Annotated in this window: 20 protein-coding genes; 7 read left to right on the forward strand and 13 right to left on the reverse strand. The window is 37.1% G+C overall.

The genetic code is table 11. The annotated features are described in order from the left end of the window. Positions 1 to 280 precede the first annotated feature (280 nt). From AW17_RS12045 to AW17_RS12060, 4 genes are all read right to left on the reverse strand, one after another. Entirely contained in the window at positions 281 to 922 is a 642-nt protein-coding gene (locus AW17_RS12045; protein ID WP_029276690.1) for a response regulator transcription factor, read from the reverse strand. A gap of 4 nt (positions 923 to 926) precedes the next feature. Then, a complete protein-coding gene (locus AW17_RS12050) occupies positions 927 to 1,556 on the reverse strand; it encodes a sensor histidine kinase (protein WP_167343672.1) in 630 nt (209 codons plus the stop codon). Between the two features lie 128 nt (positions 1,557 to 1,684). Next, a complete protein-coding gene (locus tag AW17_RS12055; RefSeq protein ID WP_029276694.1) occupies positions 1,685 to 2,335 on the reverse strand; it encodes a hypothetical protein in 651 nt (216 codons plus the stop codon). Positions 2,336 to 2,343: 8 nt separating this feature from the next. Then, positions 2,344 to 2,808 carry a hypothetical protein gene (locus tag AW17_RS12060; protein ID WP_029276696.1) on the reverse strand — a complete coding sequence of 155 codons (465 nt, stop codon included), beginning with the start codon at positions 2,806 to 2,808 and terminating at the stop codon, positions 2,344 to 2,346. Between the two features lie 197 nt (positions 2,809 to 3,005). Between AW17_RS12060 and AW17_RS12065 the strand changes: the two genes are divergently transcribed. After that, complete coding sequence (locus AW17_RS12065; RefSeq protein WP_029276698.1) at positions 3,006 to 3,236, forward strand: response regulator transcription factor; 231 nt, start codon at positions 3,006 to 3,008, stop codon at positions 3,234 to 3,236. Between the two features lie 109 nt (positions 3,237 to 3,345). Here AW17_RS12065 and AW17_RS12070 read toward each other — a convergent pair whose 3' ends face one another. From AW17_RS12070 to AW17_RS12080, 3 genes are read right to left on the reverse strand one after another with little or no spacing between them, the layout of a single operon-like run. Continuing rightward, a complete protein-coding gene (locus AW17_RS12070; RefSeq protein WP_029276700.1) occupies positions 3,346 to 4,143 on the reverse strand; it encodes an ABC transporter permease in 798 nt (265 codons plus the stop codon). A 1-nt stretch (position 4,144) separates the two neighbouring features. Continuing rightward, on the reverse strand, positions 4,145 to 5,053 hold the full coding sequence (locus AW17_RS12075) for an ABC transporter ATP-binding protein (RefSeq protein WP_029276702.1): 909 nt from the start codon (positions 5,051 to 5,053) through the stop codon (positions 4,145 to 4,147). 4 nt (positions 5,054 to 5,057) lie between these two features. Continuing rightward, on the reverse strand, positions 5,058 to 5,315 hold the full coding sequence (locus AW17_RS12080) for a hypothetical protein (RefSeq protein ID WP_029276704.1): 258 nt from the start codon (positions 5,313 to 5,315) through the stop codon (positions 5,058 to 5,060). Between the two features lie 263 nt (positions 5,316 to 5,578). Between AW17_RS12080 and AW17_RS12085 the strand changes: the two genes are divergently transcribed. After that, positions 5,579 to 6,613, forward strand: coding sequence for a sensor histidine kinase (locus AW17_RS12085; protein ID WP_029276706.1), 1,035 nt, complete (start codon positions 5,579 to 5,581; stop codon positions 6,611 to 6,613). A gap of 54 nt (positions 6,614 to 6,667) precedes the next feature. After that, positions 6,668 to 7,417 carry a LytR/AlgR family response regulator transcription factor gene (locus tag AW17_RS12090; RefSeq protein WP_029276707.1) on the forward strand — a complete coding sequence of 250 codons (750 nt, stop codon included), beginning with the start codon at positions 6,668 to 6,670 and terminating at the stop codon, positions 7,415 to 7,417. Positions 7,418 to 7,575: 158 nt separating this feature from the next. Here the strand turns inward: AW17_RS12090 and AW17_RS12095 are convergent, their stop codons facing one another. The 5 genes from AW17_RS12095 to AW17_RS12120 form a co-directional block, all read right to left on the reverse strand. Continuing rightward, positions 7,576 to 8,331, reverse strand: a complete 756-nt coding sequence (locus tag AW17_RS12095) for a lysophospholipid acyltransferase family protein (protein ID WP_029276709.1) — start codon at positions 8,329 to 8,331, stop codon at positions 7,576 to 7,578. Between the two features lie 36 nt (positions 8,332 to 8,367). Continuing rightward, positions 8,368 to 8,829: an IS200/IS605 family transposase gene (tnpA, locus tag AW17_RS12100; protein ID WP_029276711.1), complete on the reverse strand. Its 462-nt coding sequence runs from the start codon at positions 8,827 to 8,829 to the stop codon at positions 8,368 to 8,370. 830 nt (positions 8,830 to 9,659) lie between these two features. Then, positions 9,660 to 10,214 carry an NUDIX domain-containing protein gene (locus AW17_RS12110; protein ID WP_029276715.1) on the reverse strand — a complete coding sequence of 185 codons (555 nt, stop codon included), beginning with the start codon at positions 10,212 to 10,214 and terminating at the stop codon, positions 9,660 to 9,662. 28 nt (positions 10,215 to 10,242) lie between these two features. Then, the gene (locus AW17_RS12115; RefSeq protein ID WP_029276717.1) at positions 10,243 to 12,672 is read right to left on the reverse strand and encodes a TonB-dependent receptor; all 2,430 of its coding nucleotides are present in this window, start codon (positions 12,670 to 12,672) and stop codon (positions 10,243 to 10,245) included. A gap of 54 nt (positions 12,673 to 12,726) precedes the next feature. Next, the gene (locus tag AW17_RS12120) at positions 12,727 to 15,213 is read right to left on the reverse strand and encodes a TonB-dependent receptor (RefSeq protein WP_029276719.1); all 2,487 of its coding nucleotides are present in this window, start codon (positions 15,211 to 15,213) and stop codon (positions 12,727 to 12,729) included. Positions 15,214 to 15,431: 218 nt separating this feature from the next. Here AW17_RS12120 and AW17_RS12125 point away from each other — a divergent pair, with 218 nt between their 5' ends. Both AW17_RS12125 and AW17_RS12130 read left to right on the forward strand, forming a co-directional pair. Beyond that, on the forward strand, positions 15,432 to 16,358 hold the full coding sequence (locus AW17_RS12125; protein WP_029276721.1) for an NAD(P)-dependent oxidoreductase: 927 nt from the start codon (positions 15,432 to 15,434) through the stop codon (positions 16,356 to 16,358). A gap of 233 nt (positions 16,359 to 16,591) precedes the next feature. Beyond that, positions 16,592 to 17,068: an OsmC family protein gene (locus AW17_RS12130; protein ID WP_029276722.1), complete on the forward strand. Its 477-nt coding sequence runs from the start codon at positions 16,592 to 16,594 to the stop codon at positions 17,066 to 17,068. Between the two features lie 226 nt (positions 17,069 to 17,294). Here the strand turns inward: AW17_RS12130 and AW17_RS12135 are convergent, their stop codons facing one another. Then, positions 17,295 to 19,175 carry a M1 family metallopeptidase gene (locus AW17_RS12135; RefSeq protein ID WP_029276723.1) on the reverse strand — a complete coding sequence of 627 codons (1,881 nt, stop codon included), beginning with the start codon at positions 19,173 to 19,175 and terminating at the stop codon, positions 17,295 to 17,297. A 315-nt stretch (positions 19,176 to 19,490) separates the two neighbouring features. On the opposite strand from AW17_RS12135, the gene greA reads away from it, so the two are divergent. Then, entirely contained in the window at positions 19,491 to 19,964 is a 474-nt protein-coding gene (gene greA / locus AW17_RS12140) for a transcription elongation factor GreA (protein WP_029276724.1), read from the forward strand. Positions 19,965 to 20,057: 93 nt separating this feature from the next. Further along, a complete protein-coding gene (locus AW17_RS12145; RefSeq protein ID WP_029276725.1) occupies positions 20,058 to 20,456 on the forward strand; it encodes an HIT family protein in 399 nt (132 codons plus the stop codon). Positions 20,457 to 20,493 lie beyond the last annotated feature (37 nt).

Genomic DNA, 20,493 nt, shown 5'->3' on the forward strand with positions numbered 1-20,493 from the left:
CTGAAAATTATATCTTATTTACGCCTAATCCCGCTTTATCGTCCTGCTGAATTTATTTCAGCATCTTTTTAGCGTGAAAGACCCTGAAATAAATTCAGGGTGACGACCGTCTTAACAGAAAACTTGATTAAAACGCCACAAAATGAGATTTAATAATCGAACTCAGGTTGGAAAAAATTAATGAGAATGAGTTTTTGCTCCCTTTTAGGGGTTTGCTTTGACAAAAGTAATTAGATTAAAATAATTATTTTGCTGTAAATCAGTATTTATAAGGTAGGGACTATATGGTAATAAAGTTATTTTTGATGCCATATACCACTAATCCGGTGCGCGATTTAATATTCAGCTTCGCAAAAAGAGATTCCCGGTAGTTATCTACTGTGCGTGGACTAACATTCATGAGGTCTGCAATTTCCTTATAAGTAAGTTCGGTACTGCAATATTGTAAAAATGTAAGTTCTCTTGCAGAGAATACTGGTTTTTGATCGCTGTCTTTTAGTGCCACCAAAAGCCTACCAGATACCAGTTCATTTACATAAAAACCTTTATCTACGATTACTTTAATTGCAGTTAGCAGATCGGATGGGGTTGATTCTTTAAGCATATACCCTCCGGCACCGGCTTTAAGCATCCCGATAATCGCTTTTTCATCTTCGAGCATACTTAATGCAAGCACATGTACGTTCGGATGATTCGTTTTAACCCATTTAGTTGCTGCAAAGCCATCCATTACCGGCATATTAATATCCATTAGTACCAGTTGAACGTGTTTGTGGCTGTTTATTTTAGACTGGAGATCTAATCCGTTTACAGCCTCAAACGTGACATTTATTTCGTCAAATTCTTCCAATAGGCTGGCCAATCCGGAACGGAAAAGCGTGTGGTCATCAACAATAGCGATAGAGATACTTTGTTCTTGCATACAATTAAGGGTATGGAACTTCTATTGAAATGGAAGTGCCTTCGCCTGGAGTCGAATTTAATATTAATTTTCCATTGATCATCTCAATTCTTTTATAAATAGAATTTAGTCCCATTCCCGATTTTTTTGATTTAGGTTCTTCAGGGTTAAAACCAATCCCATTTTCGGCAACCCTTAAATGTAAAATATGGTCTGCCAGATGCGAATCGATTTGAATATAGGTTGCCTGGGCATGCTTTATGATGTTATTGATGATTTCCTGCAATAAACGAAGAATGATTAAATCTTTGTTCGGCGATGTAATTTGCAGATCGATTAATTGGTTGTTGACTTTTAGTTTGTAAGAACCAGCCTTATTCAGCCAGTTAATTTCTTGATCTATAGCGTGGCCAATGCCATTTTCTACCAGTTGCTCGCCATGTAATAGTTTTGCCAGCTCCCTTAATTCTTTAATGGATTTGTTAACCAATGCTAATGAATTGTCGATTTTATTCCTGGCTTTTTCTCCATCGTTTAAATTTACAGAATTTAAGGTAAGTGTGGTAAGACTGAGCAACTGGCCAACATTATCATGTAATTCTGTGGCTATACTTTGCATCGTTTGATCTTGTACTTCAACACGGGTTTGAAGCATTTCGGATTCAAATTTCTGTTTTATAGCTGTCTTTTCGAGAATGTGATTTTTTCTATACTTTATACTAATCTTAATATAGAATATCAAAAACACGGGCATCAATAAAAAAATCAAAGTAGATATTCCTACTAAGATTGCAATTTGCGTTGTTTGGCTCTGCATATAAAAGAGTAAGCCCAAAGGCCATATAAAATCCAGTTTAACAGTATGTAGATAGCGTATGTTAGTGGGTAAGGACCAATTTTGATAGATTTAAATAAGCCAAAGAACAAATTACTGGTGGTACTGCCAAAATAGAAGAACAAAACAGCGGTTAGCCACCAAAATTCTGAGTGATATGTGATATCTAATAGGTGCTCGTCCCTAAGTAGTAAGTAATAATAGTAAAGGCAGTACAGCACAAAAATAACCGACATTACACTTACAGTAATCGAATTGAAAGCAAAAACCCCATTTTTTATAAAAACAGCAAAATATGTGGTGTAGATAATAATGCTGCTAATTAAAAAAATGGGTTTAGGGTTAATGTATTTTTTAAAACAATTATACAATCCATAAGAGATAAAACCTGCCTCAAAAAAAACAAATACATTATATACCCAAAGATTGTTTTTGTATTTAGCACCAATATACTGGCCGAAATACTCTGTACAACATACAAATGCAAGATACGCCAAGGTTATAGTCCAAAAACTTTGTTTATCCTTGCTTAGAAAAAATATAGCAATTATTAAACATACAAGTTCAACTGAGGTTACAGGATCTATAATCTTGATCATTCTTTATATTATAGACAAGTTCCATTACATACTTCAGGGCACATTTCTCCCCTGTTTTCGATATCATCCAGGTCATCTCTGTGTTCGTCATCATTGCTTATACTTGGCAGTGTAGGCACTAATAGTAAGGTATTTCGGCCTTCGTATGTTTTTGGCAAACCTTCAAGTGAGTCGGGGGTGTATTGTCCAAAATAAATTCTCAATCCATCATATTTCCCTTCGCTCATTGATTTTGCCATTTCTAAAATCTGTTCTGCCGGAAACCATACGGCTTTCGTGTAAGATTTTGGAAATTTCCTGGCTTCTTCTGTGTAGGCATTAACCATTGCCTGCGCAACCTTCTTATCGATAGGTTCCGAATTAAATTTTTTGATCATAAAAGTTAAAAGTTTGATTTTCTCTAAAAATCGATAATAATAAGGGTTTCGGCAAGAGCTATTTGCAATTAAAATACCGTAAAAATACCCTTTCATTTAAGGCGTTTTGCGCTAGCGCCGAATTGCGACGTACCACTACTTTTGGTATACAATAACAGCTGAATAATTTGTGATTGTAAAAAGATGAATGCCCTGGGCCTATTGAAACAAATATTTTGAACTTATTTTAAAATAAGTCTAATTTTTTAATAAAGCTTGATTATAGAAACATTAACCCTTTAATTCTTTCAAAAATGACAAATAATATCCTGCTACGGGAAAATCACAGTTCGATCAGCGAAAGGGAAGTTGAAATTGTACACCTGTTATCGATGGGTTACAACAGTAAAGAAATTGGCGAAATGCTTTTTATTAGCGAGCATACCGTTAATACGCACCGAAGAAATATGGTAAGAAAGCTCGATCTTAAAAATTCTTATCAATTAATTGTTTGGGCCTTTAAAGAAAGAATATTATCCTTTTAAGGATTAAAATACGCATAACCTCTCATTTCTAAACAGCAAAGCTTGCTATTTGATACTAAAGTCAAATCAGCAGGCTTTTGTTTTAGTGTCTTTTATGAAGTCGCACTAGCTATTTTATGCTCTTTTTGGTTACAATAAAATAGCCAATAATGAAAAGAACCAAAGCATAAATCAAGCTTGTCCATATTTCCTGCGTAAAAACCGGAAAATCCAGCGGATCGCCTCCTTTTTTTACCTTGGTCATCTTTAAAGACAGAGCAGGTAATGAATAAGGGATCAGGTAAGCATATTTCCACCCTACATTTGCGGTAATAATGCCCATAATGGTTCCAATAAAGCCAATGCCCATCGGCTTAAGAAAATCACTCCATAGCAAGCTTAATATGAACTGTAGCGATAAAATGCCTAAAGATGATAAGAATAATTTGCCGTAAGAGTTAACCAGGATATTTAGCGGGTTGTACTGATTAAAATTAAGCTTAGGCACCAATACCTGTAATAAGTGGCCAAAGGCGTAGGTAAGTGTAGCAAATAAGAATAAGCAGATAAATATTAACAACACAGCATACAGGTATTTTGCCGCATAAATCGAAAATTTATTTAAGGGTTGGGCAAATAACATTTTCCAGGTATCGTTCTTATGTTCGATGTTATTGACCGAAAAGGCCATGAATATAACATAGAAGGGCATTATTAAGAATCCCATTACGCCAAGTGCTGCACCACTGTAATGTGCCCATAATACCATTGGAGGATAATGGTTGGCGATGATTTTCTCAGCGTCGGAATAAAAACCAAAGCTGATCAACCCGCATATAATAACGGGTAATAATATAGCTGCCCAGAAAGCTAAGGTTTTTCTGGATTTGTAAAATTCTGATACTAAAGAAATATAAAGAGCGTACATGTTAGTTTGTTTTGGTAATATCAAGGAATAAATTTTCGAGGTCTTTTCTTTGCTGGTAAAGACTGCTCACCGTAAAGCCATTTTGGATAAGTAATGTATTTAGTTCTCCACTTTTTTGTGATGAAGTAAATGGTATAGTAATTATCTTTTCGGTTTTTGCTATAATTTCATAACCCGACTTTGTTAAAAGGGAACTTGCACTTTCGATCTTGTCGACTTCAATTTCGAGCACAGGTTTGCTCAGTAAATGAAGTTCGTTAATCGTACCCTGAAATAATAATTGACCTTTATTTATAATGCCAACATGGGTTGCTGTTCTTTCTATTTCTGCCAATAGGTGGCTTGAAACCAATATTGTTTTTTGGTGTTTTGTAGCTAAATCGATCATGAGGTTCCGGACCTCAATAATGCCATTTGGATCTAAGCCATTTGTAGGCTCATCCAGCAGGAGTAATTCGGGGTCTGAAATTAGTGCTTGCGCAATGCCTAGCCGTTGTTTCATACCTAACGAATATTTACTGGCTTTTTTATTTGCAGCTTCTGTCAAACCTACTAGCGACAGCATTTCATCAGCTTTCGTTTTTTTTATGCCTAACAGAATACAGCGGTTAATGAGGTTTTCTTTCCCTGTTAAATGGCCATAAATGGCTGGTTGTTCTACCAGGGCACCTATGCGTTTAAGGGTAGCTATGCGATTACTGTTTATTTCTTTACCGAATATAAAAACCTGATCGGATGGCGATTTGAGCAGGTTAAGCAAAATTTTTATAGTGGTTGTTTTTCCCGCTCCATTTGGACCTAAGAAGCCGTAAATACTGCCTTTTGGTACTTGTAATGAAAGATCTTTTACAATAACCTGGTTGCCGAAGTTAAAGTTTAAACCTACAGTTTCGATAGCGTAATTACCCATGTTTCTATTTGAAAATAGCAGTTACTTGTTTCACAATAGAACCGGATGTTTTTGTAGGTTTTACAACTATTTCTGCATCATTCTGATTGGTGCTAACGGTAAGTGTTAAAATAATCATCATAAATACAGGTAATAATAAAAGTAAAAATGGTGATGTGTTTGCTAACTTTTTCATGATCGATAGTTTTATTTGAGCGGTTGCGAAAATACCATCAGTAATTACTGTTTGATTTTTTAAGTTGATTGCTGATGATGTTTTCATTTTGTTTTCGTTTTGATGATTCAAAGAAACTCAAGAAAAACAACCTGCTAAAATCTATTATACCAAGTGTTCAAGATTCTAGATCAACAGACATTTTTGGCGTTTGTCGATAAAATTTGCCTATTGGGCCGTTGGTAGAAAAAAAATGCCCGTTGGTAGATTGTGTAAGTAAATCGATAAAACTTTATTTATTTTGGATGCATGAAGTTAATATGTGTCTATTAAACGGATATCAGCTTTCATAACCATTTAATATATTTCTAATGAAACAAAGTAAGGGGCCTTTAATATTACATGCTATTTTTTGGACAATTATTGTAATGCTAATTGTTGGGATGAATATTTTTGATACTTCAATACATACAGCTAAAGATTATTTTATCAGCTATGTGGTATATGGAATAATCAATATTTCAATTTTCTACATTAATTATATTTTCTTAATTCCTGAACTGATCAAGAAGAGGAAGAAATATTTTATATACGTATTAGCATTTCTATTATTAATTGCGGTATCTGTTGTTGCTAAAACAGCCATAGCGGTATTGTATCCGGATGATGTGTTAACTGCAGTAAATGCCAAAGGAAAACGTATGGACATACCTGTTCATAATTTTGTGATCATGGTTACTTTCCTTTCAGGTTTTTTCTTAATCTGCAGCTGTATTATCAAATTTACGATCGATTGGTTTGCAAGCGAAAGGATCCAACGTAACCTAGAAAGCGAACGCCGCGAAATGGAGCTTCAGTTTTTAAAATCGCAGTTAAACCCACACTTTCTTTTTAATTCGCTTAATAATATCTATTCATTGGCCTATCAAAAATCGGATAAAACAGCCGATGCCATTATGAAGCTTTCGGAAATTATGCGTTACATGATTTATGAGAGCAATACACCAACAGTAGCGCTTAGTAAGGAAGTAGATTATTTAACCAGTTATATCGAACTGCAAAAAATAAGGTTTAAAGATGGCGCCTATATCGAGCTTACTTTAAACGGTGAAATTGACAATCAAAAAATTGTTCCTTTAATGTTGATTTCATTTGTAGAAAATGCATTTAAACATGGTGTAGTAACCGATCCGGCCGAACCGGTAAAAATTAACATCATTGCCAACCAGAAGATTTTGCATTTTAGTGTAGTGAATAAAAAGAACCAACAGAATAAAGATGCGCAGGGAGGAGTTGGTTTAACCAATGTAGAACGACGGTTACAATTGGTTTACCCTGACAGATATAAATTAAATGTTGTAAATTCGGCTACTCATTATACCTGTGAACTGATGATTGACATATAATCCGATACCAAACATAAACCGGATAAAAATCATTAATTAAAATAATAACCTAAAATGAACTTAAACTGTATTGTTGTTGATGATGAGCCTTTAGCGCTTGATATTTTACAGGATTATATTTCGAAAGTGCCTTTTTTAACTATGGTTAAAAGGTGCGAAAACCCTATTGAAGCTTTGCAGATTGTTCAGGGCGGAGGGATTGATCTTGTGTTTTTAGATATTCAAATGCCTGAGCTGACCGGAATCCAGTTTTTAAAAATTGCTGGGAATAAATGCCACTACATATTAACTACCGCTTACCCACAATATGCTTTAGAAAGTTATGACCTAAATGTTTCGGATTACCTGTTAAAGCCAATTGCATTCGACCGTTTTTATAAAGCGGTAGAAAAAGTACATAATCAGGTAAAACCGGTTGAAGCTCCTGCAAGTGTAGCGCAGCCCATTGTTACGCCTGCACCGTTTTCTGGTTCGGCAAATCCTGTGCAAGATTATATTTTCGTTAAAACAGAACATAAGATTCAAAAAATCTATTTGCACAATATTTTATTCATCGAAGGCTTAAAAGATTATATCTCGATTTTTACAAAAGATGAGCGTGTAATTACGCTACAGAGTATGAAGAAGATGGAAGAAGCTTTGCCTCAAGGTCAGTTTATCAGGGTGCACAAATCTTATATTGTGGCTGTTGATAAAATTGAAAGTATTGAGCGTAGCCGCATTACCATTAATCAAAAGATTATCCCTGTTGGCGATACTTACCGCGATGAATTTTTCAGGGTGATCGGAAATAAGAACATTTAGAGCGTTAGGCGCTTAATCAGTTCAAACAATTAACCTTTTAATTGCCACGGAAGCACAGAAACCACGGAATGATCCTGCCGCGATTGTCATCCTGAGCGGAGTCGAAGGATCTTTAAAGAGGGGGTTGAGGTGAATAATGTTGTACAGCTTAATGGAGACTACACAGCAGGCTGCGCCATTGGCTGGCCTAAAACTTTCCTGATTTCGTTTTCTACTTCTAGCGTGATATCATTTGGCGTTTTTATGCCTGGTTCTATCGGTTTTAAAACGGTCCATTTTAGCGCATTGCCAGTGGTTAATGGAAACATGCCAAAGCGAACAATTTTCCACGAATTTTCTATAGCCACCGGAACGACCAAAGCATTGGGTACTACTTTTAATATGGTAGCAATACCTCCAAATTGGAATGTTTTCAGCTGACCATCTTTCGCCCGGGTTCCCTCCGGGAAAATAACAGTACTCCAGTTGTTTTCTTTCATTCTACGGCCAAGTTTAATGATTTCGGAAATGGCCTGTTTGTTATCTTTTCGGTTGATGTTTGCCCCACCGCCTAAACGCAGGTTAATGGATATGGATGGAATACCTTTGGTAAGCTCAATTTTAGAGATAAATTTTGCACTGTGTTTTCTTAAAAACCAAATTAACGATGGGATATCGTACATGCTTTGGTGGTTTGCGGCAAAAATAATTGGTCTATCTGTAGGTAAATCGTATTCATTCTTAAAACTGATTGAATTGAATAGAAAGATCTGGCAGTAGGTTAGGAAAAAGTTAAGGATATCTACCGAAACTTTATGCGCTTTATAACCAAAAAGCTTAAAGCAAATCCACTGTATAGGATGGAAGATACAAAGTGTTAATCCAAAGAAAATATAAAAAATAGGGCTTAAAATATATCCGAAAAGCTTGCTCATCTGGTTGATTTAATAGATGGCAAAGATAATAATAAATTATTTTGGTTCTTTGAAGATGTATTTTTCTTCGTATACAATCTCAAACATTTTTAAGAAACTGGCATACTCCTGTAAAAAGGTCTCCTTTTTATGGTGCTGTTCCTGGTTTTGAATGTATTGAATAACTTGTTGAACATGGCTTTTTGAATAAGAGAATGCGCCATAACCTTCTTGCCAGGCAAATTTAACTTTACAAAATCTCTGATCGTTAATCCATTTTGAACTTTCTGTTTTTACATTCTGGATCAGGCTGGAAATGGATTGGTGTGGCCGCATACCAATAAAGATGTGAATATGATCTGGCATACAATTGATCTGGATCATTTTATGGTTATTTGCCTGAAATATCCCTGTGATATATTTCAAAAGCCTTTCCTTCCAATCTTTATGAATTAATGAGGCCCGAAATTTAACGGCAAAAACAAATTGAATATGCAATTGGGTATAGGTATTCGGCATGGCATTTTAAATTTAAATCAACATTAAACGTTTCTACGGAACGAAAATCGCAAACCGCGATTTTTCCCACCGAGGACTTGTCCGATAAGGGACGTTAATAATTTTGGGATGATTTAATATTTAAGAATTGCTAGGCAATTTAAAACAAAAATCTTATTAAATAAGGGTTGATGCATTGTTTTGCAATCTTAAATTAGGTACAATTTTTTGAATTATAAAAAGATGTACAATTTTTATTGGCCACGAAACGTTCCTACGGAACGAAAATTGCAATTTGCATTATTTCTACCTAGGATTTGTTCCTACGGAACAGCTTATGGATTTAGAATAAAGGTGTACCATTTTTTTTTAAAAAGATTTTATAATTCACCAGATTGCCCTAATGTCCCATTGGGGCATATGCTGGGCAGGAAAAAATATGCAATATTTTTTATTGTATTATTTCTACCAGGATTTGTTCCTATGGAACAGCTTATGGATTTATTGACAAAATAATAAGCACTTGGAGTAAATAGAGGTGTGCCATTTTTTTAAAAAAATTTTATAATTCGCCAGGTTGCCCTAATGTCCCGTTGGGACATATGCTGGGCAGGAAAAAATATGCAATATTTTTTATTGTATATTTCTACCAGGATTTGTTCCTATGGAACAGCTTATGGATTTATTGACAAAATAATAAGCACTTGGAGTAAATAGAGGTGTGCCATTTTTTTAAAAAAATTTTATAATTCGCCAGGTTGCCCTAATGTCCCGTTGGGACATATGCTGGGTAGCAAAAAAATATGCAATATTTTTTATGTTCCGTTAGGAACATTTGGTGGTTGTCCGAGCTACAATTCGCCATTCATTATCATCAGCTTTGCTCTTAAAATTGCGGCAACGCTTATCGAATCGGTAATCTCTCCATTCAAAACCATTTGACAAGCCTCATCAAAGGGCAATTTTTTTACCACGAGCTGTTCCGTTTCTTCTGGCATCGCGATACCTTGAATTAAACCGGTGGCAACATAGATTATGCTCAGTTCATCGCTCACAGAGTTAGATAAATGTATTCTTTGGATCTCTTTCCAGTTTCTGGCGCTCATGCCCGTTTCTTCCAATAATTCCCTTCTGGCGCTTTCTAGCGATGCTTCGTGAAATGGGCCACCACCTTCGGGAATTTCCCAGCTGTAGGCGTTTAGGGCATACCGATATTGACCAACCAACCAGGTATTGTAATTTTCATCTAGTGGGAGGATTCCGATCGCCAGGTTTTTAAAATGAACGGTACCATATATTCCTTTTCCGCCAGAGGGGTTAATCACCTGATGTTCGGTTAAGCGGATCCAGTTGTTATCGTACTTTACCTCGCTCTCTAGTGTTTTCCAAGGGTTGATCTCTTCCATGATGCAAGATAAGCAATATGATTTTATCTTACTGTGGTTTTGCAGGCAGCGGCGGTGGTGGAATTTTATTTACGGTAATTTTAGTGAAACGATAATTTAGGCTAAAAGTGAAATTCTGCGTGTTATTGGTTGAATAATTCTCCAGCCTGAAATTCTGGCCTTCATTGTAAAAGGTATTGGTTCTGTTTCCTAAAATATCATTTATTGTTATGCGAAGGTTTAACCGGTTACCAAAAAAAACTTTTCTGGCCGAGAAATTAGAAGTAATGGAACCTTTGCTCCGGCCTTGTGCATTAGTATTGTTGGCATAATTTAAGTTCGATTCGAAAGCCGTTTTAAGCGGTAACTGCATCGATAGGCCAATTGCTCCTCTAAAACTCAAACCATCTCGGTTCAGCGAACTGTTTAATTGCGATTTATAATTACTTTGGATCACACTGAAATTTCCATTGGCCGATATCTTATTGGTAGGGCGATAATTTCCGATTAGGATAAGCGATAGCGAATTATTGGTGCCCACATTATCGTAAGTGCTTTCAGATCTGGCTGTATTGGAGCCTGGAATTAATGTTACCGTACGGTAGCGTTCTATAACTCCTTGACTGGTAGAATAAGAGAGCCGCGGGTTGAATGACCATTTCTGGCCAAAAGCCCCAAAATTAATATCAAACTGGTGGGTGTAAGCTGGCGATAGATTAGGATTCCCGTAGGAGATATTAAGTGTATCAACATTATTAACCTGTGGGTTCAAGGTATTTTCTCTTGGCCGGTTTACACGGATGCCATAGGTAGCACCAATATTGTACCGTTTGCGGTAAAATCGATTTAAAGATAAATTAGGAAAAACGCTCAAATAAGGTTTTACATTATAATTCTGCCCGGTAGATAAATCGAAAGCTACATCGGTAAGTTCGGCCCTAACTCCTGTTTTAACGCCCCAGCCAACCTTCCGGTAGTTGTAAGAGGCATAAGCAGCAGCTATGTTTTCATTGTATAAAAACTGGTTCGATAATTTGTTGTTACGCACAAACTGTTGAGCTGCAAAATTAAAATTTTCGATTAACAAGTCGTTATCGTTCTTTCTGTAGTTAAAAGCTAGCCCGGCTTCAATGCGGTCGCGTTTATTGAATATTGGTTTTTCGTAATCTAAGGTTACGTTTAGTCCCCTGTTTCCGGTGTTGTTATTATTTTGCTGTAAAGTTGGGGATGATGTATTGGGTTGGGCATAAGTGGTACTATAATCCCTAAAATCGATGCTCTTATTGGTGTTGAAATTTAAGCCTAAAGATATTTTACCTCCGCTGGTATCGGTCTGAAGATCGTAATCGGCATTAAAAACAAAGTTATTGCTATTGCCTTTACCCGTATTATGCTGGTTGCGGAGACGGTTTTCTATCCGTTCTTCGCTTAAGTAATGAAGATCGGTTGTCGCATTTGAATTTGAATTATTGAGGTTGTAATTGGTTGATAAGCGCAAACTTTGCTTTGGACTAATGGTCCAATCTAAACCTATTCTAAAATTTCCACCGTTGTTGTGGTTTCGATTGGCGCCATATTGGTCATAATAAAAAGTAGTATCAGGAAAAAAGTTTTCGCGGAAATTATGGCTGTCGCTTTTCCCAACATTATAACGATAAGCTGCGCTTCCATTTATAGCATAAGATTTTCCGCGGTAAGATGCATTGGCATTGGTATTACCATTACCTTGCAAACCACTCGAAATGCCTACATTGCCATTGAAACCAACCTTGAAGCCCTTTTTCATTACAATGTTGATGATGCCTTCGCCGTCTCCGCTATATTTAGATGGCGGATTGGTCAGCACTTCTATTTTATCAATGGCATCAGAAGGAAGTACATTTAGCAGGTCAGCGATGTTGGAGGTCATATAGTCTGAGGGCTTACCATCAATAAAAATCCTGGTATTTCTTTTCCCAGCTATGGTCGCATTACCATCAATATCTACCTGTACCATCGGTACGTTTTTTAATACATCTGTTGCGGTACTGCCTTCAGCCAGTAGTGTTGAGCCAACATTGTAAGTCACGCCATCTGCACCAAATTCGATAGGCGGCTTTTGGACAGTAATGGTTACCTCCTGTAAAGAATTTTGATCAGAAGTTAGTTTTAATGCGCCCAGGTTTTTATCAAAATCTTTTTCTGTTATGGCTATTCCATTTACTTTTAATGGGGCATAGCCAACAAAACTTACCCTAATGCTATAATTTCCTGTTTTTAGATTTTTAATATTAAAATGGCCATCCTCATCTGTGGCAGATGTAACTATGGGCTGTTCAGATCCATCGATATAAACAGATATTACTGCTGATGGAATAGATAATCCACCAACTTCTTCAATCACTTTTCCACTGATTAAACCTTTCTCTACAGCAAGCGCAGCAAAGGCGTTGAGTAAAATCAATAGGGTAAAGCAAAGCTTAGGTAAAAGTTTTCCCAATATCTGATTAGTAAAAAAGGTGCTTAGAAAAATTTTTCTAAGCACCTTAGGTTATTAAAATGATCCTTCATCAGGACGGTTGTCCTGCTGATCGTCTTTCTTCTTTTTGGCGCCCGTAAATGTTGTTTTTCCAAATCGGTAAGAGAACGTTAAGTTACCCATTGTTCCCTGCATTTGTCGTTCAAAATCAACAATTGTTGCTTTATCTTCGGTTGTCATGCTCCATCTTCTGGTGTTAAATACATCTCGAACATTGAAGCTTAAAGATGCTTTTTTGTTCGGGAAATCATATTTGGCTCCACCGTCAATTCCGTACATGGCATTACGTTTTCCCTGTGCCATCACTTCCGGTGCTCTGTAATCGCCGCGTATCTGTAACGATACATTTTTTGCAACAGTTAAATTTCCCGTTAGGTTGGCATTCCAACTAAATCCACTGCTCGATGGAATGTCAAATCGTGCATCTCCAGCAAACTTTGCTTGATATAAGTTTACGTTGGTGGTGAAGTTTAAAACTTTGATCAGATCGAAACGACCAATTAATTCTAAACCACTATTGATTTGATTCGTTAAATTTTGAGGGGTTGAAGTAATGATCCCATTAACTGGTGTACTCCTTACCCGTTGAATTACATCATTGGTTTGGCGGAAATATAAACTCGTGGTTAAGGTTACTTTTTTCCAGTATTTACTATATCCCAATTCAAAAGAGTGTGCATCTTCTGGCAATAAATTCGGGTTACCACCTCTATAGTTTAAAGGATCCGAAACATCCAAAAATGGATTGGTATCCCAAGGGCGAGGGCGGTTTACACGACGGGTATAACTCAATTGGAGCTGGTTGTCGCCTTTAAATTTTTGAGTTAAGAAAACACTAGGATAAATTCTTTTGTAGTGGATATTTCCTTCGGCCGTGGTTAATACATTACCCGTGTAACCTTCTAAATGCGTATTTAAACGCGCATCTTCTCCTCTTAATCCAATTTGGTAACCAAAATCTTTAATCTGGTTCTGGTAATTGAAATAAAGTGCGTGCACCTGATCTTTACTATCGAAACCGTTAATTAACTTATTATTGCTGACATAAATATTTGTATTTGTAGGGATCGAATCTGCGTATTGATCATTGTTTCCTAAGCGGATCTGGCTACGGTAACCAACCTCAATTTTACCAGCTTTACCTACAGGTAATGCATAATCAGTCTGGATGTTGTAGTTGGTATTGTTGCCGGTATTAAAAACACGTTGTAAACTTAAGGTTTCATCAATCGGGACACCATTGCGGTTAGTGGTGTTGGTACTGTAAGTTTGGTCGTTATTGTTTGTTCCGTTCGAATAACCAAAGTTGAAAGTTAATTCTTCTTTTGGCTTATTGAATTTCTGCACATAATCTAAATTCAGGTCATAACTTTTGCCATAGCCATCATTTTTATTGGTTCTGTTGCTCAATAAAACAGGCGACTGGTTTGAACTTAATTGTCTGATATCAAGCAATTCATTTCGCTCATTTTCTCTTGAGTTAAAACCACCTGATAAGCTGATTACGCTTTTTGGTGCCAGATAATAATCTAAACCAGCTTTAGCATTGTGCCCTCTATCGGAAGAATTAGAAACGGTATTCTGATTTGCGAAAGCTGTTGAACTGGTTGGTGTTTTGTAGGTAATGTCCTGAAAACCACCACCAAAACGGTTACCGTAGCGATAGCCATAGTTTCCATAAAGGTTTACTTTGCTGTTCTGAAAACTTAAGTTGGTGTTGGCATTATAGTTATCACGGTTACCTGCAGTTAATGCAACTGAACCGTTAAAGCCTAGTTTTGTGTTTTTCTTCAGTACAATGTTGATGATGCCTGATTGACCTTCTGCATCATATTTAGCCGATGGGTTGGTAATTACCTCAACGCTTTCGATTGAGCTTGCCGGGATTGATTGAAGAATCTGCGCTACATTACCGCCGGCAATTAAAGATGGTTTTCCATCAATTAATACTTTAACGCCTGTAGAACCACGTAAACTCACATTGCCATCCATATCAGTAGAAACAGAAGGAACATTCTGCAATAAATCGCCTGCTGAGCCGCCTTCGCTGATTACGCTCTGATCTACAGCAAAAATCTTTTTGTCGATCCCCATCTGCATGCCTTGTTTTTGGCCTGTTACGGTAATTTCGCTCAGCATATTTCCTTTTGAAGGATTCATTTTAATGTCGCCAAAGTTTAATGTACCCGTGGCGGCAGTAATTACCACGTTATCTCTAACCATGGTTTGGTAACCCACAAAACTTATTTTAAAGGTAAAAGTTCCGGCAGGGATATCGGTCATTACAAAAGCACCATTTACATCAGTTTGCACAATTTTTGCGTTTTTGGCCGTAGCCTTATCAATTAAAATAGCTGTAGCAAATGGAATGGTTTCCTGTGTTTTTGCATCTTTAAGTATTCCGGTAATTTTTGCTTTTCCGCTTGTTTGTGCGAAAAGACTAAATGATAAGCTTAAAAGTAAAAGGGTAATCTGTATTGTTCTCGATTGTAAAAGTCTCATTAAAAAATAAAATTTCGTGTGTTTTTATAAAGGGAGACAAAGTAACGGCAACTAAGTTTAATTAAGGAGCCGTAACTATTTTATTACAGCCATTTTATAGTAATATTTTTGTGGGTTAATCCATAGTAGACAGGTAACAATCAGCAGTTTTCAGTTTTGCTAAAACAATGACAGAATATTACAATCGAACAATTTGCAAAATGTTACTTTTGTTCATTATGAATAAGATATTAATTGTTGATGATTTACACCCTGCGTTTAAAGAGCAGGCTATTGCCATGGGCTATGAGGTTGATGATGAACCACAGATTACCCGTCAACAAACACTAGATAAAATAAAGGATTATATAGGCATAGCTGTTCGGACAAAATTTAGGATCGATGCTGAGATTTTTGCTGCTGCCCCAAATTTAAAATTTGTAGCCAGGGCAGGGGCAGGGTTGGATAATATTGATGATAAGATCGCTTTTGAAAGAAATATCGAACTGATTAATGCGCCCGAAGGCAATTGCGATGCTGTTGGCGAACATGCTACGGGTTTGCTGTTATCATTGATGAACAACTTCCGCAGGGCCGATATTGAGATTAGAAACGGGGTGTGGGATAGGGAAGGTAACCGTGGTTACGAATTGAAAGGCAAAAAGGTGGGAATTATTGGTTATGGCTTTATGGGGCAGAGTTTTGCGAAGAAACTGGCGGGTTTCGAGGTAGATGTAATGGCCTATGACAAATATAAAACTGGATTTTCGGATGCTTTTGCCCGCGAGGTAAGCATGGAAGAAATTGTGAAACACAGTGATGTACTGAGCTTGCATATTCCCCTAACTGCCGAAACCAGACAGATGGTTGATGATGAGTATTTCTTTCATTTTAAAAAGCCTATTTTCTTCATCAATACGGCAAGGGGTGAAATTGTTAACACGCAGGCAGTGCTGAATGCCATTAAAAGCGGAAAGATTTTAGGTGCCGGATTGGACGTGCTGCAGACGGAAAAATTCCCGGATTTGGGTGAACAGGTGTGGTATGAGGAACTTAAAAATAACGACAAAGTGATTTTAACGCCGCATGTTGGCGGCTGGACGTTTGATTCGTACCGTAAAATTTCGGAGGTTTTGGCTGAGAAGTTAAGCGGGCTTAGTTTCTAGTGAGCATAATCCTAACTTATTTAGGCTTTGGAAAGCAAGGGTACTGCTATTAGCTGAGGTTCTGCCCTGCTTTCCATTACAAGTCCTCGCTACGCTGCGGTCTTTCCATTCCAATCAGGTTTGTTTTTGAGGGCTTGTACAAAATACGCGGTTTTTATGATCTAATAGGCTTAAAAGCTGTAAATCTCAATTTTATTTTCTTAAATTGGCTATACAATCTAACCAATTTTATCATGCCGAAAGATCATTTATATTCAACTACAGTTACCTGGACGGGCAATAAAGGCTCAGGTACAATGGATTACCGTTCGTACGATCGCGATTATGTAATTTCAGTAAAAGGCAAAGCCGATATTTCAGGATCGTCTGATTCTGCTTTTTTGGGCGATAAATCTAAATATAATCCCGAAGATCTATTATTGGCATCTGTATCAAGTTGCCATATGCTTTGGTATTTACATTTATGCTCTAAAAACGAAATTGTAGTGATTGATTATAAGGATGAGGCCGTAGGGACTATGGAAGAATCGGCCGATGGTAGTGGTAGGTTTAAAGAAGTTACCCTGCACCCCCTGGTTTTAATAGCCGATAAGGCGCATTATGAGCTTGCAGCATCGCTACATCACGAAGCCAATAAAATGTGTTTTATTGCTAACTCATTAAATTTTCCGGTAAAGCATGAGCCTGTTTGTAAGGCAGAGAACGGTTAACAGTTTTCAGTTTGCAATTTTCAGTTGGCAGTTAACCACAAACTGTTACCTATCATCGTCCTCGTTTGTAACGAGGATGTAGGAGATAGGCGATTTTATCGCCATTTGTTTATTCCGCATTACAAATGCGGATCTCGATAATCCTCGTTACAAACGAGGACTATTTGACTTCTATAAATTTCAGTTGGCAGCTATTAACCGCCAACTGAAAATTGCCAACTGAAAACTACTTGTTTTCCCAAACATTATCTTTCGGCGTAGCATCCATGTAAATGCTGTTATCTAAACCAATCGATTTTACTTTTTTAGTAGTGTTAAGCACGATGTTCACCTCTTTTTGATTCGTTTTCCAAACCGCAGGTGTTTTGTGGATGGTGTCTGCTTTTCCATCGGTATAAGTAACCACCACATTAAATGGAATGGCGAAACCACCTACATTTTTAATGGTTACCGTCGATTTTCCTTTTGCAGGCGTTACTTTAGTAATGGCTAAATCAAGATAGTTGTTAGTGAAAAACCAGTTTTGGAAAAACCAGTTTAAATTTTGTCCTGATCCCGCATTCATCGAGTTAAAATAATCCCATGGAATAGGGTGTTTGCCATTCCAGTTGCCCATATAGGTATGCAACGCTTTTTTAAATAACTCATCACCAAGCATATCTTTTAACGCCAGGTAAGATAATGAAGCCTTTCCGTAGGAGTTATTCCCATAACCCGAACCCGAAACTTGATCGGACATGGAAATTACAGGCTGGTCTTCTTCTGTCGATTTATCATTAATATATTTATTTACCCGAAAGTTTTTGTAAAACTTATCAGCCGCCTCTTTGCCGTGTTCTGCAATACCGATTAAATATTCGAATGTTGTAGCCCAGCCTTCGTCCATATAGGCATAACGGGTTTCGTTAATGCCCATGTAAAAGGGGAAGTAAGTGTGTGCTACTTCATGGTCCTGAACCAATTGTGCAAAAACAGGATCGCCAAATTGAGAATCGTTAACCATCATCGGGTACTCCATATCGGCAAAACCTTGAAAAGCAATGGTTTTAGCATAGGGATAGGGGATGCCCGGCCAATTGTTAGAGAACCAATCTAAAGCATTAAGGTTGTATTTAACCGAGTTAGTAAAATCTGTTCCGGTAGTTGGATTGTAAGCCGCCTGTGCACTTGCACGGCGATTCGTCTTTTTATCTACAATTACACTTGCGCCATCCCATACATAATGATTGCTCAGGGCAAAAGTAACATCGGTAATGTGCTTTACCGCAAATTTCCAGGTGTTCCAATCTTTTTGCTGGGTTACTTTGCCGTCTTTCATTTCCTGTTCGGTAGCAATATGGATGACCTCATCTCCATTGTATGATTTTTTTAAACGTGCAGAAATTTCTGGTTGTAACACTTCATCAGGATTCAGGAAATCGCCGGTTGCATAAACCACGTAATTTTTTGGCGCTTTGATTGCGAATTCGTAATCATTAAAGTCGTTGTAAAACTCAGCTCTATCGGTATGTGGAATGCGGTCCCAGCCGTTATAATCATCAAATACAGAGATACGAGGATAGCTATAAGCCACAAAAAATGAGTTTGGATCAATCTGTCCCTCACGACCGCTTTCCTTTGATAATGGATAATCCCACTCTATTTTAACTGTAATTTTCGATTTTGGAAGCAACGGTTTGTTCAGTTTTACATTGCCAACTGTTCCCCAGTTTTTACTGTCTACTTTATACGTTTCGCCATCAACAGAGAAAGAACTGATATTTAAGCCTGTGCTCAAAAAATCTTCGCTCACGGCACCACCTCTCGGTGAGGTTGGTTTATGCAAGTTGTTTACAAAGCGAATGGCTAAAGTTTTTAAAGTATCAGTACTGTTGTTACTATACAAAATTTCTTCTTTACCGCTTACCACTTTGGTTTCGGCATCTACCTTAATATCCATGTTGTATTTTCCATGGTTTTGCCAATAATTTGGACCAGGTTTTCCGTTCATAGCACGTGTGCCCTTAGCATATGCTGCTTTAATGTTTCGGGGCATGTAAAGTTCCTGGGCAGAAACAGTATAGCCACCCAAACAAATGAGCAGGGCAATAGATAATAACTTTTTCATTTTTATGAATAATTTTAGCTAAAAATATGACTTATGATTGAATTTTGGATAAGTGTATAAATGAATGTTACCATTGTGGTGATTCTGGCATATAATAAGGAACGAAAGAGTTCGTCTTTATTTTAAGGTGTAAATACTGTTTCAAATTGACCTTGAGCGTCATAAAAGGTTAAAATATTGGTCACTTCTTAATTTTTTATTTGCTTTTGTAATTTCCACATTTTATCTTCGTTATAATTGAAGCAAGACTATGTAGGAAACCAACTATGTAGTCTTGTTTGTTTTTTATAGCGTTTGAATAAAATTAATAGAGCAATGACAGAGGTAACATACTACACCCAAGAGGGGTTAGATAAATTAAAAGAGGAAGTTCATTATTTAACAACCACCGGTCGTCAGCTAATATCTAAAGCAATTGCAGAGGCAAGGGATAAAGGTGATTTATCGGAGAATGCAGAATATGATGCTGCTAAAGAAGCGCAAGGTTTGCATGAAGCAAAAATTTCAAAATTAAAGAATACGTTGGCAAACGCACGTTTAATTGATGAGTCTAAATTAGACTTATCGAAAGTACTTGCTTTATCGATTGTTAAAATAAAGAATGTTAAAAACGGTGCTACCATGACTTACCAGTTGGTAGCTGAAACAGAAGCCGATTTAAAAACAGGAAAAATTTCTGTTAAATCGCCAATTGCACAAGGTTTGTTAGGTAAATCGGTAGGCGAATTCGCCGAAATCGAAGTGCCGGCAGGTAAAATGCAGTTCGAAGTGCTGGAAATATCGAGATAAGCGGATAGCGTTTGGCGATAAGCGTTTAATCGCCTCCCGCCAAACGCTTTGACCCTAACCGCCCAGCCCTTACACCTTTAACCATACACCTTAATGACTGTTTTTTCAAAAATTGTTGCAGGCGAAATCAGTGCACATGTTGTTGCTGAAACTGTAGAATATTTAGCATTTTTAGATGTTCAGCCTTTAACGGCGGGGCATGTTTTGGTTATTCCGAAAATTGAAACCGATTATATCTTCGATATGGAGGAAGATCTGTATGTTGGCCTTTGGATGTTTGCTAAAATTGTAGCGAAAGGCGTAAAAATAGCTTTCCCTTGCAAAAAAGTAGGCGTTTCGGTTATCGGCTTGGAAGTTCCGCATGCACATATTCATTTAATTCCGATGAATAATGTGAGCGATATGAATTTTAGCAAAGAAAAATTGAAACCAACCAGTGAAGAATTAGCTGAGGCAGCTGAAAAAATTAAACAAGCCTTATTAGAAGTATAAAAAAGGCCGGCTGTGAAAACACCAGCCGACCATTCTA

Source organism: Pedobacter borealis DSM 19626, from assembly GCF_000708285.2.
Lineage (GTDB): Bacteria > Bacteroidota > Bacteroidia > Sphingobacteriales > Sphingobacteriaceae > Pedobacter > Pedobacter borealis.